Origin of the sequence: Aeromonas sp. 603757 (genome assembly GCF_049171255.1) — a bacterium.
Classification (GTDB): domain Bacteria; phylum Pseudomonadota; class Gammaproteobacteria; order Enterobacterales; family Aeromonadaceae; genus Aeromonas; species Aeromonas veronii_A.
In genome coordinates this window covers 224,740-240,562 of record NZ_JAAKOE010000002.1, presented here as the reverse complement: position 1 = coordinate 240,562, position 15,823 = coordinate 224,740, and the positions used below count along the sequence as shown (strand labels likewise).

At 58.6% G+C, this 15,823-nt stretch carries 17 protein-coding genes; 10 read left to right on the top strand and 7 right to left on the bottom strand.

What is annotated here, in order from left to right; translation table 11 throughout:
• Nucleotides 1-14: 14 nt before the first annotated feature.
• The gene (gene carA, locus G5332_RS02890; RefSeq protein WP_005337628.1) at nt 15-1,151 is read right to left on the bottom strand and encodes a glutamine-hydrolyzing carbamoyl-phosphate synthase small subunit; all 1,137 of its coding nucleotides are present in this window, start codon (nt 1,149-1,151) and stop codon (nt 15-17) included.
• Nucleotides 1,152-1,218: 67 nt separating this feature from the next.
• Between carA and G5332_RS02885 the strand changes: the two genes are divergently transcribed.
• Nucleotides 1,219-1,605, top strand: a complete 387-nt coding sequence (locus tag G5332_RS02885) for a hypothetical protein (RefSeq protein ID WP_421249544.1) — start codon at nt 1,219-1,221, stop codon at nt 1,603-1,605.
• 215 nt (nt 1,606-1,820) lie between these two features.
• On the opposite strand, the gene dapB is transcribed toward G5332_RS02885, so the two are convergent.
• Nucleotides 1,821-2,633 (bottom strand): 4-hydroxy-tetrahydrodipicolinate reductase, encoded by an 813-nt coding sequence (gene dapB, locus G5332_RS02880; RefSeq protein WP_421249543.1) that lies wholly within the window; start codon nt 2,631-2,633, stop codon nt 1,821-1,823.
• Nucleotides 2,634-2,966: 333 nt separating this feature from the next.
• On the opposite strand from dapB, the gene G5332_RS02875 reads away from it, so the two are divergent.
• From G5332_RS02875 to serA, 4 genes are all read left to right on the top strand, one after another.
• Nucleotides 2,967-4,301 (top strand): Na+/H+ antiporter NhaC family protein, encoded by a 1,335-nt coding sequence (locus tag G5332_RS02875; protein WP_421249542.1) that lies wholly within the window; start codon nt 2,967-2,969, stop codon nt 4,299-4,301.
• A 212-nt stretch (nt 4,302-4,513) separates the two neighbouring features.
• Complete coding sequence (locus tag G5332_RS02870; RefSeq protein WP_219295497.1) at nt 4,514-5,110, top strand: 5-formyltetrahydrofolate cyclo-ligase; 597 nt, start codon at nt 4,514-4,516, stop codon at nt 5,108-5,110.
• Between the two features lie 161 nt (nt 5,111-5,271).
• Nucleotides 5,272-5,925 (top strand): ribose-5-phosphate isomerase RpiA, encoded by a 654-nt coding sequence (gene rpiA, locus G5332_RS02865; protein WP_421254160.1) that lies wholly within the window; start codon nt 5,272-5,274, stop codon nt 5,923-5,925.
• Nucleotides 5,926-6,249: 324 nt separating this feature from the next.
• Nucleotides 6,250-7,482 carry a phosphoglycerate dehydrogenase gene (gene serA, locus G5332_RS02860; protein ID WP_033137987.1) on the top strand — a complete coding sequence of 411 codons (1,233 nt, stop codon included), beginning with the start codon at nt 6,250-6,252 and terminating at the stop codon, nt 7,480-7,482.
• Nucleotides 7,483-7,563: 81 nt separating this feature from the next.
• Here serA and G5332_RS02855 read toward each other — a convergent pair whose 3' ends face one another.
• Nucleotides 7,564-7,944, bottom strand: coding sequence for a diacylglycerol kinase (locus G5332_RS02855; RefSeq protein WP_005337641.1), 381 nt, complete (start codon nt 7,942-7,944; stop codon nt 7,564-7,566).
• Between the two features lie 144 nt (nt 7,945-8,088).
• Here G5332_RS02855 and G5332_RS02850 point away from each other — a divergent pair, with 144 nt between their 5' ends.
• Together G5332_RS02850 and G5332_RS02845 are read left to right on the top strand one after the other, a co-directional pair.
• Nucleotides 8,089-9,156 carry a 3-deoxy-7-phosphoheptulonate synthase gene (locus G5332_RS02850; RefSeq protein ID WP_201978826.1) on the top strand — a complete coding sequence of 356 codons (1,068 nt, stop codon included), beginning with the start codon at nt 8,089-8,091 and terminating at the stop codon, nt 9,154-9,156.
• Nucleotides 9,157-9,205: 49 nt separating this feature from the next.
• The gene (locus tag G5332_RS02845; protein WP_421171957.1) at nt 9,206-9,406 is read left to right on the top strand and encodes a hypothetical protein; all 201 of its coding nucleotides are present in this window, start codon (nt 9,206-9,208) and stop codon (nt 9,404-9,406) included.
• A gap of 116 nt (nt 9,407-9,522) precedes the next feature.
• Here the strand turns inward: G5332_RS02845 and G5332_RS02840 are convergent, their stop codons facing one another.
• From G5332_RS02840 to G5332_RS02830, 3 genes are all read right to left on the bottom strand, one after another.
• Nucleotides 9,523-10,320: an ATP-binding cassette domain-containing protein gene (locus G5332_RS02840; RefSeq protein WP_421171954.1), complete on the bottom strand. Its 798-nt coding sequence runs from the start codon at nt 10,318-10,320 to the stop codon at nt 9,523-9,525.
• 53 nt (nt 10,321-10,373) lie between these two features.
• Nucleotides 10,374-11,381: a vitamin B12 ABC transporter permease BtuC gene (gene btuC, locus G5332_RS02835; protein WP_421171858.1), complete on the bottom strand. Its 1,008-nt coding sequence runs from the start codon at nt 11,379-11,381 to the stop codon at nt 10,374-10,376.
• 99 nt (nt 11,382-11,480) lie between these two features.
• On the bottom strand, nt 11,481-12,212 hold the full coding sequence (locus G5332_RS02830; RefSeq protein WP_421208714.1) for a substrate-binding periplasmic protein: 732 nt from the start codon (nt 12,210-12,212) through the stop codon (nt 11,481-11,483).
• A gap of 112 nt (nt 12,213-12,324) precedes the next feature.
• On the opposite strand from G5332_RS02830, the gene G5332_RS02825 reads away from it, so the two are divergent.
• Both G5332_RS02825 and tapW read left to right on the top strand, forming a co-directional pair.
• Nucleotides 12,325-12,681: a DMT family protein gene (locus tag G5332_RS02825; RefSeq protein ID WP_005337656.1), complete on the top strand. Its 357-nt coding sequence runs from the start codon at nt 12,325-12,327 to the stop codon at nt 12,679-12,681.
• A gap of 58 nt (nt 12,682-12,739) precedes the next feature.
• Complete coding sequence (gene tapW, locus G5332_RS02820) at nt 12,740-13,879, top strand: type IVa pilus ATPase TapW (RefSeq protein WP_421171855.1); 1,140 nt, start codon at nt 12,740-12,742, stop codon at nt 13,877-13,879.
• Nucleotides 13,880-13,956: 77 nt separating this feature from the next.
• Here tapW and G5332_RS02815 read toward each other — a convergent pair whose 3' ends face one another.
• Entirely contained in the window at nt 13,957-14,406 is a 450-nt protein-coding gene (locus tag G5332_RS02815; protein ID WP_421171853.1) for a methyltransferase family protein, read from the bottom strand.
• Between the two features lie 173 nt (nt 14,407-14,579).
• Between G5332_RS02815 and alr the strand changes: the two genes are divergently transcribed.
• Nucleotides 14,580-15,806, top strand: coding sequence for an alanine racemase (alr, locus tag G5332_RS02810; protein WP_103422279.1), 1,227 nt, complete (start codon nt 14,580-14,582; stop codon nt 15,804-15,806).
• The last annotated feature ends 17 nt before the right edge of the window (nt 15,807-15,823 follow it).

The window sequence follows — 15,823 nt, the reverse complement described above, 5'->3', positions numbered from 1 at the left end:
CTTTCCTCTATTTCTTAGGCGCGATACTGCTTAATCAATTCAATAAAGTGGTCAAAAAGACCGGCACAGTCGTGCGGGCCCGGGCTCGCTTCAGGGTGGCCCTGAAAGCTGAAGGCCGGACGGTCGGTGCGATGGATACCTTGCAGGGAACCATCGAACAGGGAGACGTGGGTGGCGCGCAGGCAATCCGGCAGGCTGTTCTCGTCTACCGCAAAGCCGTGGTTTTGAGCGGTGATCATGACGGTGTTGTCATCGAGGCTCTTCACCGGATGGTTGGCGCCGTGGTGGCCAAACTTCATCTTGACGGTCTTGGCACCGGAGGCCAGACCCAGCAGCTGGTGACCCAGACAGATGCCGAATACCGGCGTGTTGGTATTAAGGAAAGCCTTGATGGCCTCGATGGCGTAGTCGCACGGCTCGGGGTCGCCGGGGCCGTTGGAGAGGAAGATGCCATCCGGGTTCATCGCCAGTACCTCGGCGGCCGGGGTCTTGGCCGGCACCACGGTCAGGCGGCAGCCACGGTCAACCAGCATCCGCAGGATGTTGCGCTTGACGCCAAAGTCATAGGCTACCACGTGGTATTTCAGCTGGTCGGCATCCGGGGTGACGTGCCCCTTGCCAAGCTGCCAGCTCCCTTCGGTCCAGTTGTACGCCTCACCAACCGTCACCTCTTTGGCCAGATCCATCCCCTTCAGACCGGGGAAGGCGCGGGCCTGTTCGAGAGCATAGGCTTCATCGACCTGTTTCCCGGCCAGAATGCAGCCAGCCTGAGCGCCTTTCTCGCGCAGGATGCGGGTCAGTTTGCGGGTGTCGATGTCGGCGATGCCAACGATGTTGTGAGACTTAAGGTATTCGGAGAGGGATTGCTGATTGCGGAAATTGGAGGCAAGTATCGGAAGGTCCCGGATGATCAATCCCTGAGCATGGATCTGACTGGACTCTTCATCTTCGCTGTTGGTGCCGGTGTTGCCTATATGGGGGTAAGTGAGGGTGACTATCTGACGGGAATAAGAGGGATCGGTGAGGATTTCCTGATAGCCCGTCATCGACGTATTGAAAACCACTTCACCAACGGAACATCCCTCGGCGCCTATCGACACGCCTTTGAATACAGTTCCATCTTCCAGCACTAGCAATGCAGTGTGATTCAAGACAACCTCCAGTTATTTAGCTTTAAATTCAGCAATTTACCTGGGTGTTGCGGGCTCGGTTCCGGTCTTGGACAGGACTCGAACCCGGCAGATTTCTGGCAAATTGGGCGCATTCTACTTAAAAAAAGTGGCATTTCAACGTCTTTTCTCAGATGAAATGCATCTAAATTCAATAAAAAAGCAACATTACCCATTATCTATGCACTTGATCGCTTTGCAACCCCCTCCCATGAAAGAAAAGGAAAAACCACTACCAAAAGATGACACCAAGCCAGCAATAGCGACAAAAACAAACAAAAAAACCAATCAAAACAATGACTTTTATTTTTACACAAAAAACATTAATGACAAATTTAACGCTTTTACGATGACAAGAGTGAACGTGAAAAATGGAAAACGTTTTTCAGTGTTTGAATTTTTAGTCTTTCCGATTCCGTGTAAAAAAATGGCTTAATCCGCCATAAAGATGCTCAAATCTGTTACCTGGTGATGACATTCAGGAAGGAAAAATCTGGCAGACAAAGCAATAGTGTGATTTATAAGGCATTCAGATAAAAATTGCCGATAGAGTGTCTTTTTACACAAACTCTGGCTGACTGACAGCAAAAACCCCGGCAAGCCGGGGTTTTTCACTGGGTAGCAGTAGTACGAAAGTGCCGCACAGAGGCATCACTTGAGATTGAGCACATCCTGCATGTCATAAAGACCGGCACCCTGCTGACCAAGCCACTTGCCCGCCCGCACAGCACCGTTGGCGAAGGTCAGGCGGCTGGAAGCCTTGTGGCTGATCTCCACCCGCTCGCCTATATCGGCAAACATGACGGTATGCTCCCCCACCAGATCGCCGGCACGAATGGTGGCAAAGCCGATAGTGTTGCGATCCCGCTCGCCAGTGATCCCCTCGCGGCCATAGACGGCGCACTCCTTGAGATCCCGGCCCAGGGTTTTGGCGACCACTTCCCCCATGGAGAGCGCAGTACCGGATGGCGCATCCACCTTGTGGCGATGGTGGCCCTCGATGATCTCGATGTCGGTGTAATCCCCCATCACCTTGGCGGCCTGCTCCAGCAACTTGAACACCAGGTTGACCCCGACCGAGTAGTTGGAGGCGAACACGATACCGATCTGCTTGCCCGCCTCTTTCAGGGCGGCCTTGCCTGCATCGTCAAAACCGGTGGTGCCGATCACCATCTGCTTGTGGTGGGCCAGCGCAAAGGCCAGATTGGCCAGGGTCACCTCGGGGCGGGTGAAGTCGATGATAAGATCAAACTCGTCACGCACCTTGTCAAGACTGTCACTGATGGCCACACCCAGATGGCCCAGCCCATTGAGCTCACCGGCATCAAGACCGATCACCGCCGAGCCCGGCCGCCCCAGCGCAGCACCAACCACCACGCCATCGGTGTTGGTGATGGCCTCCAGCAGCACCTTGCCCATACGACCATTACAGCCCATCACAGCCACACGGATCGGATTGTCCATCTCCACCCTCTCATCTCTTTTAATTATGGAAAGAGACCGTTTTACCAGCCTGTGCCAGCTTTGAAAAGCCCACAGTGAGCCAGCAGATACAACCGACAAATAAACGAAATATTTAATTTAATCCGAACATTTAACGGATTTAGTCAGAGTGACAAAATCGAAAGATAAAAACACCTATCCATCTGGACGTCTATCTTGACCTTGTGGGGTTGACTCACTACTGTGGGCACCCCAATGCGGCAGGATGCCCGCCCTGTTTTCCCCCTATCCCTATCCGATACAGGTACAAAGCAGTTTATGACAGGAGGTCATTGTTCAATTTCAGAGGAACACATGATCCAGACTCAACCCAGTGCCAAGGCCTTGTTGCCACTTCTGGTTTTTCTCGCACTCTTTATCGGTACCGGTACCTGGCTGACCCTGCAGGGGGTCGAATTCGCCTTCTATCAGCTGCCCGCTCCGGTTGCTGCCCTGCCTGCGGTGATGCTCGCCCTGCTGCTTGGTAAAGAGAGCTTCAACAGCAATCTGGAGACCTTCTTCAAGGGGGTCGGCCACAGCAATATCATGGCGATGTGCCTTATCTATCTGCTGGCGGGCGCCTTTGCCAGCGTGGCCAAGGCCACCGGCGGGGTTGATGCCACCGTGGCGCTCGGTCTCTCCCTCATACCCGGCTGGGCGCTGCTGCCCGGGCTGTTCCTCATCTCTGCCTTTATTGCCACTGCCATGGGTACCTCCATGGGCACCATAGGTGCCGTGGCGCCGGTAGCCCTCGGTGTGGCGCAGGCTGCCGGTATAGATCCGGTGCTGATGGCAGGCACCATTCTTTCTGGCGCCATGTTTGGCGATAACCTCTCCATCATCTCCGACACCACCATAGCAGCAACCCGCAGTCAGGGGTGCGAGATGAAGGACAAGTTCCGCGAGAACTTCAAGATTGCCGCCCCTGCCGCCATCGCGGTGATCCTGCTCTATCTGACCCTGGGCTCAGTGGGTGAATCCCCGGCCAACGGCAGCGCCATCGAGCTGTTCAAGGTGATGCCTTATCTGCTTATCCTGGGGCTAGCGCTCGCCGGGGTGAATGTGTTTGTGGTGTTGGGGATCGGTATTCTGGCCGCCGGAGTGGTGGGCATGATCAACGGCTACGCCATCGGTCAGTTCAGCAAGGATATCTATCAGGGCTTTACCGGCATGCAGGAGATCTTCCTGCTCTCCATGCTGATCGGCGGCCTCGGCGCCCTGATGGAGCGTCAGGGTGGTCTGGCCTGGATCAGTGAGCGCATCAGCGCCCTGATTGCCCGTTTCACTCGCGAGCACAATGGTGAACAGAACGAGAAAGCCGCCGAGCTCGGCATCGCCGGGGTGGTGAGCCTCACCAACCTCTGCACCGCCAACAACACGGTGGCTATTATCGTCGCCAGCAAGGTGGCCCGGGATCTGGCCGAACACCACGGTGTCACCCCGCGACGCGCCGCCTCCATGCTCGATATCTTCTCCTGCGTGGTACAGGGTCTGATCCCCTGGGGCGCACAGGCGCTGCTACTTGGATCCATCTTCGCTCTGTCGCCGTTGGCGGTGGTGAGCATGAGTTTCTACCCGATGGCACTCGCGGTAGCGGCACTCATTGCAGTGTTTGTGAAGCACCAGATGCGCGGCAAAGCTGACAAGTAACAGACCAGAGGCTGGCGCGCCGACATGCTGTCAACAGGGGCCACACCCTGGCCCTTGTTGACTCACTAACGGATCAGCCAGCATTTATCCCACAGTTCCGGGCATCAGCCGTCCGGGGCGGGAGTTCCCCTGTCCCCCTTAACGTCAAGAGTGAATGTGCTAAGGTAGAGCGCGTTCAAGCCATCGATGCGCAGCTATGCCAGAGGTTCCCCATGCATGAGTCCCAACCCGAACGTCAATCCCTGCGCCAACTGGTTCGTCAACGCCGCAAAAGTCTGAGTCCGGCCGAGCAGCAGGCGGCGGCCCAACAGCTGCTGGCCCAGTTCAAGCAACACCCCGAGATTCTCGCCGCCAAACGCATTGCCCTCTATCTGGCCAATGACGGGGAGATCAACCCCTTGCCCACCATCCATTGGCTGTGGGCCCAGCACAAAGAGGTCTACCTGCCGGTGCTCCACCCCTTTACTCCGGGTCACCTGCTCTTTTTGCGCTATACCGCTACCAGTCCCATGGTGCGCAACCGCTACGGCATCGAAGAGCCGGAGCTGGATATCCTGCAGGTGGTGCCCCACAGCACCCTCGATCTTATCTGCACCCCGCTGGTCGCCTTCGATGCCCAGGGCAATCGTCTTGGCATGGGGGGCGGCTACTACGATCGCACTCTCGCCATCTGGCATGAGCACAAGCTGGGGCCCAAGCCGCTCGGCATTGCCCACGACTGCCAGCAGGTGGATGCGGTCCCGCAAGAGGAGTGGGATGTGCCGCTGCCCCAGATCATCACCCCGAGCCACTGCTGGCGCTTTGAATAGGCTGTGTTTGGCAGGCAGCCCCTGCTTTGTGCGCGCAAACGCAGAATAAACAGGCAAACGATTTACAAAGTCCCTCTTTTTGCCCCGGAACGTGAGCAACAAGGTCGCGACGGGGTACCGGGTTGGATATAATGCGCCCGCTTTTTTCTTAAGGAACGATCATGACTCAAGATGAAATGAAGAAGGCGGCCGGTTGGGCTGCGCTCAAGTATGTGGTTCCCGGCACCATCGTCGGGGTGGGCACCGGCTCTACCGTCAACCACTTTATCGACGCGCTGGCGACCATGAAGGACGAGATCAAGGGGGCGGTATCCAGCTCCGTGGCCTCTACCGAGCGCCTCAAGGGCTTCGGCATCACCGTATATGATCTCAACGAGATCGACGCCCTCTCCGTCTATGTGGATGGCGCCGACGAGATCAACGCAGCCCACGACATGATCAAGGGCGGTGGCGCAGCTCTGACCCGCGAGAAGATCGTTGCCGCCGTCGCTGACAAGTTCATCTGCATCATCGACAACACCAAAACCGTCGACGTGCTGGGCCAGTTCCCGCTGCCGGTGGAAGTGATCCCGATGGCCCGCGAATACGTGGCCCGCGAAATTCGCAAACTGGGTGGCAATCCGGTGTGGCGTGAAGGGGTGGTCACCGACAACGGCAACCACATTCTGGATGTGAAAGGCATGGCCATTACCGACGCCAAGGCGCTGGAAGTACGACTGAACGCCATTGTTGGTGTGGTCACCAACGGCCTGTTCGCAGCCCGCGGCGCCGATGTGGTCCTGATCGGTACGCCGGACGGCGTGATTACCCAGTAATCCCGACACCGGCAGCACAGTGCAGCGGCATCCTCCCTCGCACGCCAGCGCCACTCTGCCACCCCTGACGCAGCAGCGGCGTTGATTGAGCCCTGGGATGTGATATGACCCAAACATTGCACTGTGAATAAATGACGGCGCCTGATGGCGCCGTTTTTATTTATCCCTCAACAATTTGCATACGGATGTTTACAACATTCGTTGATAACTTCAAAGAATTTGACTTTCGTCACAAATATTCCCTCTCCCAAACGTTTTTGCTACTTTACGGTTTTCTTCGCACACCAAATCTGCACTTACGTTTGCACATACAGAGGGATCGTCATGACCGCCAAGTTTTCATTGGACAAGGATAAAATCAAGGTACTGCTGCTGGAGGGGGTTCACCCCAACACCGTAGAGACCTTTCGTGCCGCAGGTTACACCAGTGTGGAGTATCTCAAGACCTCGCTCTCCGAAGAGGAGCTGATCGAGCAGATCCGTGACGTCCATTTCATCGGGCTGCGCTCGCGTACCCAGATCACCGAGAAGGTGCTCGACGCCGCCAGCAAGCTGGTTGCCATCGGCTGCTTCTGTATCGGTACCAACCAGGTCGAGCTGGAAGCGGCCCAGATCCGCGGTATTCCGGTCTTCAACGCCCCCTTCTCCAACACCCGTTCGGTCGCCGAGCTGGTTCTGGGCGAGATCCTGCTGCTGCTGCGCGGCATCCCCGAGAAGAACGCCAAGTGCCATCGCGGGGTGTGGGAAAAACTGGCCAACCGCTCGGTGGAAGCCCGCGGCAAGAAGCTCGGCATCATCGGCTACGGCCACATCGGTACCCAGCTTGGCATCATCGCCGAAAGCATCGGCATGAAGGTTTATTACTACGATATCGAGAACAAGCTCTCGCTGGGCAACGCCATTCAGGTGCCGAGCATGGTCGAGCTGCTCAATATGTCTGACGTCATCAGCCTGCACGTGCCGGAGACCGCCTCCACCAAGAACATGATCGGTGCCGAGCAGCTGCGGATGATGAAACCGGGCGCCATCTTCATCAACGCCGCCCGCGGTACCGTGGTGGATATCGATGCGCTGGCTGACGTCATCAAGAGCGGCCATATTGCCGGCGCCGCCATCGACGTCTTCCCGGTCGAGCCCAAGTCCAATGACGAGGAGTTCCAAAGCCCGCTGCGGGGGCTGGAGAACGTGATCCTGACCCCGCACATCGGTGGCACCACCCATGAAGCGCAGGAGAACATCGGGCTGGAAGTGGCCAACAAGCTGGTCAAATACTCCGACAACGGCTCCACCCTCTCTGCCGTCAACTTCCCGGAAGTGTCGCTGCCAGGGCACAAGGGCTCCAGCCGCCTGCTGCACATTCACCGCAACCAGCCGGGGGTGATGAACCAGATCAACCAGATCTTCGCCGAAGAGGGGATCAACATCGCCGGTCAGTACCTGCAGACCAGCAGCCATATCGGTTACGTGGTGATCGACGTGGAGACCGAGCACAGCGAGAAGGCGCTCGCCAAGCTCAAGGAGATCAACGGCACCATCCGCGCCCGCATCCTCCACTGATAGACCCTTATCTGCGCAGCAAAAAGCCCGTCGTGATGACGGGCTTTTGTATGAAGCAGAACCTCAAAGCAGCGTGATGGCTTACCACCACCCCAACAGGTTGCGGCCCACCAGCGCGCCCCATACCAGGGCATTGAGGGCCAACGCGATAAAGACGGCGGCAGAGCCCAAATCCTTGGCGCGACCGGAGAGCTCATGATGCTCGGAGCCAACCCTGTCTACCACAGCTTCAATGGCTGAGTTGAGGATCTCGACGATCACCACCAGCCAGCTGATGACGATAAGCAGCAGGATCTGGTTGAGGGAATCCCCCAGCCAGAAGGCCAGCGGCATCAGCAACAGGATCAGCATCAGCTCCTGCCGAAACGCCGCCTCGTTAATCCAGGCTGACTTGAGCCCCTTCATGCTGTAACCGGTTGCATTGATGATGCGGGTGACCCCGGTTGCCCCTGGCTTTGCCACGCTATCTACCTCATTTGGAATCGATTTTGGCCTCACATCCTATCAGAGCCCCCCAAGGTTTCAATCGGTGGACTTTTGCTTTATTTTATCTCTTTGCTTTTTCGCCCCTTGCGGCTGACACCACCCACTCGAGACTTGAGTTGTATGTCCATTCACACAGATGAATTGCGCACCCGTCGCCTGGAGTCACTGATTACTCCGAGCGAGCTTGCCCACGCGTTTCCGATCACCGATACCATTGCCCAGAATCTGCTGGATGCCCGTCGCGAAGTGGAAGCCATTCTGGCCGGAGACGATCAGCGCCTGCTGGTCATTGTCGGCCCCTGCTCTATCCATGATCCCGCTGCTGCTCGCGAGTATGCCCAGCGCCTCAACGCCCTGCGCGAGCAGTATAAAGAGAGCCTCTGCATCGTGATGCGCACCTATTTCGAGAAGCCGCGCACCATCGTCGGCTGGAAAGGGCTGATCAATGATCCGCGCCTCGATGGCAGTTTCGACGTCAACGAAGGGCTGAAACTGGCGCGCAAACTGCTGGTCGACATCAACGAGATCGGCATGCCAACCGCCACCGAATTCCTCGATATGGTGACCGGCCAGTATATTGCCGACCTCATCACCTGGGGCGCCATCGGCGCACGCACCACCGAATCCCAGGTACACCGCGAGATGGCTTCGGCTCTCTCCTGCCCGGTCGGCTTCAAGAACGGCACCGACGGCAATACCCGCATCGCCATCGATGCGGTGCGCGCCGCCCGTCACAGCCACATCTTCTATTCGCCGGACAAGGACGGCAAGATGACCATCTACCGCACCGCTGGTAACCCCTTTGGTCATGTGATCCTGCGTGGTGGCCACCGGCCAAACTACGACACCGCCAGTGTCGATGAAGCGTGTGAAGCGCTGGCCGATGTGGGCCTGCCGGAGCGTCTGGTGGTCGATTTCAGCCACGGCAACAGCATGAAGGATCACCGCCGTCAGCTGCTGGTGGCGCAAGATATCTGCGATCAGCTGCGCCGCGGCCGTACCGGCATCGCCGGCATCATGGCCGAAAGCTTCCTGGTGGAAGGGCGTCAGGATGTGGAGAACGGCTGCGCCGCCACCTTCGGCCAGAGCATCACAGATGCCTGCCTGTCATGGAGCGACACCGAAACCCTGCTGGCGATGCTGGCAGAGGCGGCGCAGGTGCGGTTGAACAAAGCAAACCTGCGGTAACGGCTGCGTCATCACCCTTCGGCCAGAACATCACAGATGCCTGCCTGTCGTGGAGCGACACCGAAACCCTGCTGGCGATGCTGGCCGAAGCCGCGCTGGTGCGATTGAACAAAGCAAACCTGCGGTAACGACTGCGACATCACCCTTCGGCCAGAGCATCGCAGATGCCTGCCTGTCGTGGATCGACTCCGAAACCCTGCTGGCGATGCTGGCAGAGGCGGCGCAGGTGCGCCTGAGCAAACAGGCTTGAACTGCGAATAAAACCAAAGGGGCCGGTATTTTTGATACTGGCCCCTTCTTCTTGCTATCGGCCGATTACGCTTCGCTAATCGACCCTACATGCGCGCTCTTTCCTATACACCCTACTTATAAACTGGGCATAAACCACACTCGCCCCGCAGCTTCGATGCGGTCGGTGCGGATCTGGAATACCTGTGCCAGCAGCGCCTCATCCACCAGCTCGACACCCCCTTCGCGCACCACCGCGCCCCCTTGCAGGCAGAGAATGCGGTCGGCCCAGTCGATGGCCAGATTGATATCGTGGATGGCGAGCACCACCAGCAAGCCTTGCCCGGCCAGGGTTTTCAGCAACCGCAATAGCGCCAGCTGGTGATGCAGGTCGAGCCCCGCCAGCGGCTCGTCCAGCAGCAGCACCTTGCCGGTCGGATTGAGGCTCGGCCACACCTGCAGCAGGGTGCGGGCAATCAGCACCCGCTGCTGCTCGCCCCCCGACAACCGGCTGAAGTCACGAGCCAGCAAAGCTTCCAGCTCCAATGCCTCGCACAATGCATTTATCGCCTCGTTCTGTCTGGCAGGTGCAACCATCTCATCGAGCCCCAGGCTCAACACCTGAAACACCGGAATATGAAACAGCTGGGGCTGACGCTGGGGCAGCATGGCGCGCCGTTTGGCAAGCTCGGGCCAACTCATGTCAGTAAGCACTCCCCCCCCCAGCAGCACTGTGCCATCGGCGGGTAAAATCCCCGCCAGCGCCCCGAGCAGGGTCGACTTGCCACTGCCATTGGGGCCAAGCAGCGCCACCAGCTGGCCGCCATGCCAGCGGATATCCAGGGGAGAGAGCCGTCCGGCAATGGCAAGTGCGCGCGCCTCCAGCAGCGGCGCAGCAGCACGAGAAGAAACCGGCATGTGATCAGCGGGCGACATCGGCATCTTGCCTCAACAACGGGTAAATAAGGTGACTGCGCGCCCCGACCAAATCATGCAGAACCATCAGCAGTTTGCCTCAATAGCAGATAGATAAAGAGCGGCGCCCCCACCGAGGCGGTGATGACCCCGATAGGCAACTCCCCCGCGCTCAGGGTGGATCGAGCAACCAGATCGGCTGCCAGCAGCAGGGCCCCGCCACCGAGCGCCGACGCAGGCAGCAGGAAACGCTGATCGCTGCCACCGCAGAGCCGCAGCAGATGGGGCACCACCAACCCGACAAAACCGATGACACCACACAACGACACCGCCACCCCGGTCAGCAGACAGACCGCCAGCACCAGCCGTACTCGCATCCTGTCGACATCCATCCCCATCAGGCGGGCCTGGGTCTCCCCCAGCAGCAACTGTTGCAGCGCCTTGCCCTGCCAGCAGAGCCAGCCCAGGGTGAGCGGCAGCACCAGCCACCACCAGGCAAACTGCTGGCTGCCGTAAGAGAGGCTGCCCATCATCCAGAACATGAATTCACGCAAGGAGCCGTCGTCGGCAAAGTACATCAGCCAGGTCATGGCGGCATTGGTGAGAATACCGATAGCCACCCCAAACAGTAGCAAGCGGGCATGGCCGAGACGCGCCCGGCGAGCCAGCCGAATGAGCAGCATGGTCACCAGCAGGGCGCCACCGAAGGCCGCCAGTGACAGCCCCCAGCCGGGCAGATAGACACCGAAGGATTTGGCTACCGCCATCGCTACCATGGCAGCCAGTCCTGCCCCGCTCGAGACACCAAGCAGCCCGGGCTCCGCCACCGGGTTGTGCAGCATCACCTGCAGCACGGCACCGCCACAGGCAAGCGCTGCACCAGCCAAGAGGGCCAGCAAGGCGCGCGGCAGACGCAGCTCCAGCAGGATGCGCTGTTCGAGATCGCCAAGGGGCTGCCAGGGCAGCAGCACAAACTCGCCCCAGACGAGGGATAAGAGAAACAGCAGCAGGGTCAGCAGCGTCAGGCCACAGAGCCAGCGCCGCTGCCAGCGCTGCTGGCGGGCGATAAGGGAGAGGTACAAGGAGGATCCCCAACAATAACAAGGCTACATCCCCAGCCCTGTCGCAGCGCCTGGGGGAAGCAGGAAAAGGGCATGATAACAGTGGCTTGCCACCCAAGGTCAAGGCTGGTAACGCTTTGCCATCACGCTTATCTCGCCGCTGGCCACCAGATTTTGCAGCGCTACCAGCAAGGGCTGGCGCAACGACTGATGAGGTGAGTGCTTGCTCATCCCCAGATAGAGGGTCACCGGCGTGGCGGGGCGGTAGTCCGCCTTGCCTATCCGGCTGGCATTTCCCTGACTCAGGGCATAGTCCACCTGACAGTCGGTGCCAATCATCAGCGGCAGGTGACCGCGCTGCACCATGCGCAGCAGCTGATCTTCGGTGGGTACTCCGTGCTTGTCGAGGCGACTGTCAGAGTTGAAGGGCTCAAAGTAGGCGGAGTTGAGCACATAGCCCACCTTCACCCCCTGCAGATCGCGGTATTGGTGGATCCGGGCCACATTGATCGGCTGACCATAAAACGCGGGCCAGCACTTGTAGTAGGCAGGCTGCAGATAGTCGATAAACTGCGCCCGCTCGGCGGTATAGGCGAGGCCAATCATCAGATCGACCTGACCGGTTTGCATCTGCTTGAGCGCCCTGCCCCACGGCATCCGCCGTACCTGCAACTCAATGCCGCTCGCCTGTTGCAACCGGCGCAGGATGTCCATGTCGAGCCCCTGCAACCGGCCATCCGCTTGCAGGATGCGAAATGGCGGCCACAGATCGGTGGCCACCGTCAGCGTCGGGGTCGCACACACCGGCATGGCAAATAACAGTAACAACACAATCCCGCATAACTTGCCCATCCCGTCGCATACCTCGCACGGCTTATCCTGTTGGTTAAAAATACCCTCCCGCACCACGTATGAAAACCCGTGGTTCAGGGATAAAATGCGCCGGATTTTCAAGGAGAACCCTATGAACCCGATTTTCACCAGTATCGGTCTGCTGCTCTGCAGCAACGTCTTTATGACCTTCGCCTGGTACGCTCACCTCAAGAGCATGAACCATAAACCCTGGATCATTGCCGCCCTGGTGAGCTGGGGTATCGCTCTGTTCGAATACCTGCTACAAGTGCCCGCCAACCGCATCGGCCATACGGTGATGAGCGTGGGCCAACTGAAAATCCTGCAAGAAGTGATCACCCTCACCGTATTCGTCCCCTTCTCTATCTTCTATCTCAAGGAAGATCTGAAATGGGACTACCTCTGGGCAGGGCTCTGCATTCTCGGGGCGGTCTTTTTTGTCTTTCGCGAGAAACTGACCGGCGCCTGACGCTGTACACTCAATATCATCCCGCTCATGGCATCTCATTGATCGACGAGGCAAAAAAATGGAATTGCGAGACATGCTACAGATCCTGGCCAAACAGGATGGCTCAGACCTCTATCTGTCGACCGGCGCCCCCCCCTGCGCCAAGTTTAATGGCGGCCTGCGCCCCCTCAACGAAACGCCGCTGGAACCGGGGGAAGTGGCGCGGATCGCCGCCGAGATCATGGATGGTGAGCAGAAGCAGCAGTTCGAGAAGGATCTGGAGATGAACCTCGCCATCTCCCTGCCCCAGATCGGCCGCTTTCGGGTCAACATCTTCAAGCAGCGCAACGAAGTTTCCCTGGTGGCCCGCAACATCAAGACCGACATCCCCCGCTTTGAAGATCTCAAACTCCCGCCTGTGCTGCTCGACACCATCATGGAAAAACGCGGCCTGGTGCTGTTTGTCGGCGGTACCGGCTCGGGTAAATCCACTTCGCTGGCAGCGCTTATCGACCATCGCAACCGCAACAGCGGTGGCCACATCATCACCATCGAAGATCCGGTGGAGTTCGTTCATCGCCACCGCAAGAGCATCATCAACCAGCGGGAGGTGGGGGTAGATACCCGTAGCTTCCATGCCGCCCTGAAAAACACCCTGCGTCAGGCGCCGGATGTCATTCTTATCGGCGAGATCCGCGATCGCGAGACCATGGAGCATGCGCTGGCCTTCTCCGAAACCGGCCACCTTGCCATCTCCACCCTGCACGCCAACAATGCCAACCAGGCGCTGGATCGCATCATCAACTTCTTCCCGGAAGAGCGCCGCCCACAGCTGCTCAACGATCTGGGCAACAACCTCAAGGCCTTTGTCTCTCAGCGGCTGGTGAAAACCACCGATGGCGGCCGCCGGGCCGCAGTGGAGATCATGCTCGGCACCCACACCATCCGCGACATGATCAAGCGCGGCGAATTTGGCGGCCTCAAAGAGGTGATGGAAAAGTCAAAGGCCCTCGGCATGGTCACCTTCGACAGTGCCCTGTTTGATCTGGTAGTAGAAGGCGTAATCGACGAGGAGGAGGCCGTGAAAAACGCCGATTCGGCCAACAACCTGCGCCTCAAGATCAAGCTGTGGAAGGAGAAGGGACAGATAGCCAGCAGCAGTGATGCCACCGGCTGGAGTCTGGAGCCAACAAAGGATGAAAAGGACGATCTCTTCTGATCGCTCCCTCCCGTGCCTCAACAGGCACGGGGGCATTATCTCCCTCTCACACTTTCGCAAAGTGTCTTCCAGACCACTTAACACCAACGGCGAACGCGCTGGCAATACGCCACATACTCGTCACCAAAGCGGGCGCTTAGCAGCCGCTCCTCCGGCATGATCTGAAAGCGAGTTAACCAGGCCACCAGCACGATTGGCCCAACCCAGACCCACATCCCGCCGAGATAACAGCCCCAGGCGGCCAGCCAGCAGAGCAAGCCCAGATACATGGGATTGCGGCTGACACGATAGACGCCACAGGTCACCAGACGGCTGGTGTGCTGCGGTTTGGTGGGGCTGACCGTGGTCTGGTGGTGACGAAACCGTTGCAGGGCCCCAAAGCCCATGATGGCCCCCGCCACGACCAGCACAGCCATCAGTGTCATTGCCCAGATACCGGGCTGGCTCTCCCCTCTTAGCCACCCCATGGCCCCTGCACAGAGCAGGAAGATCAGCGGTGGTGGCAAACGTAACTCAAGATTGACCATTTTATTCCCCTGACGAGTGTCGGCCGAACCCGTGTTGCGGTAGACTCCCAACCAGTCAGCGCCTGTTGAGAGTGACAAAGATCATAATAATAACAATAAGTTGTGGTTAAACCACCACCAATGTGGCCGACCCCGTCCAAACTATCCAACGCGAACAACAAAAAGGAATCACCATGCACAAGAAAACTCTGCTGGCTACCCTGATCTTCGGCCTGCTCGCGGGCCAAGCCGTTGCGGCTCCCTATCTGCCCCTTGCGACAGATCATCGCAACGGCCAGGAGCAAACCGCCAGCAACGCCTGGTTGGAAGTGGATCTGGGCGCCTTTGAGCACAATATCCAGACCCTCAAGGATCGTCTCGGTGACAAGGGCCCGCAGATCTGCGCCATCATGAAGGCCGACGCTTACGGTCATGGCATCGACCTGCTGGTCCCCTCCGTGGTCAAGGCCAATATCCCCTGCATCGGCATCGCCAGCAACGAAGAGGCGCGCGTCGCCCGCGAGAAGGGCTTTACCGGCCGTCTGATGCGGGTGCGTGCTGCCACCCCGGATGAAGTAGAGCAGGCCCTGCCCTACAAGATGGAGGAGCTGATCGGCAGTCTGGTGAGTGCCCAGGGTATCGCCGATATCGCCCAGCGCCACCACACCACCATTCCGGTGCATATCGCGCTCAACTCAGCCGGCATGAGCCGCAACGGCATCGACCTGCGCCTGGCCGATGCCAAGCAGGATGCGCTGGCCATGCTCAAGCTAAAGGGGATCACCCCGGTCGGCATCATGACCCACTTCCCGGTTGAGGAGAAAGAGGACGTCAAGATGGGACTGGCCCAGTTCAAACTGGACTCCCAGTGGCTGCTGGAAGCGGGCAAGCTGGATCGCAGCAAGATCACCATCCACGCCGCCAACTCCTTCGCCACCCTGGCTGTGCCGGACGCCTACTTCGACATGGTGCGCCCGGGCGGCCTGCTCTACGGTGACTCCATCCCCTCCCACACCGAATACAAGCGGGTGATGGCATTCAAGACCCAGGTCGCCTCGGTCAACCACTATGCAGCGGGCAACACCGTCGGTTATGACCGCACCTTTACCCTCAAGCGTGACTCCTGGCTCGCCAACCTGCCGCTGGGCTACTCCGATGGCTATCGCCGCGCTCTCAGCAACAAAGCCTATGTGCTGATCCAGGGTCAGAAGGTGCCGGTGGTCGGCAAGACTTCCATGAACACCATCATGGTGGATGTGACGGATCTGAAAGGGGTGAAACCCGGTGACGAGGTGGTGCTGTTTGGCCGTCAGGGTGACGCCGAAGTGAAACAGGCGGATCTGGAGGAGTACAACGGCGCCCTGCTGGCGGACATGTACACCATATGGGGCTACACCAACCCCAAGAAGATCAAACGCTGATCACGCGATATGAAAAA

What these genes read in the sequence shown, in the direction of transcription:
- G5332_RS02815 (WP_421171853.1), bottom strand. Translation starts at nt 14,406, where the DNA reads ATGGTCAATCTTGAGTTACGTTTGCCACCACCGCTGATCTTCCTGCTC.
- G5332_RS02830 (WP_421208714.1), bottom strand. Translation starts at nt 12,212, where the DNA reads ATGGGCAAGTTATGCGGGATTGTGTTGTTACTGTTATTTGCCATGCCG.
- G5332_RS02870 (WP_219295497.1), top strand. Translation starts at nt 4,514, where the DNA reads ATGCATGAGTCCCAACCCGAACGTCAATCCCTGCGCCAACTGGTTCGT.
- G5332_RS02850 (WP_201978826.1), top strand. Translation starts at nt 8,089, where the DNA reads ATGTCCATTCACACAGATGAATTGCGCACCCGTCGCCTGGAGTCACTG.
- tapW (WP_421171855.1), top strand. Translation starts at nt 12,740, where the DNA reads ATGGAATTGCGAGACATGCTACAGATCCTGGCCAAACAGGATGGCTCA.
- G5332_RS02875 (WP_421249542.1), top strand. Translation starts at nt 2,967, where the DNA reads ATGATCCAGACTCAACCCAGTGCCAAGGCCTTGTTGCCACTTCTGGTT.
- dapB (WP_421249543.1), bottom strand. Translation starts at nt 2,633, where the DNA reads ATGGACAATCCGATCCGTGTGGCTGTGATGGGCTGTAATGGTCGTATG.
- G5332_RS02840 (WP_421171954.1), bottom strand. Translation starts at nt 10,320, where the DNA reads ATGTCGCCCGCTGATCACATGCCGGTTTCTTCTCGTGCTGCTGCGCCG.
- G5332_RS02825 (WP_005337656.1), top strand. Translation starts at nt 12,325, where the DNA reads ATGAACCCGATTTTCACCAGTATCGGTCTGCTGCTCTGCAGCAACGTC.
- alr (WP_103422279.1), top strand. Translation starts at nt 14,580, where the DNA reads ATGCACAAGAAAACTCTGCTGGCTACCCTGATCTTCGGCCTGCTCGCG.
- serA (WP_033137987.1), top strand. Translation starts at nt 6,250, where the DNA reads ATGACCGCCAAGTTTTCATTGGACAAGGATAAAATCAAGGTACTGCTG.
- rpiA (WP_421254160.1), top strand. Translation starts at nt 5,272, where the DNA reads ATGACTCAAGATGAAATGAAGAAGGCGGCCGGTTGGGCTGCGCTCAAG.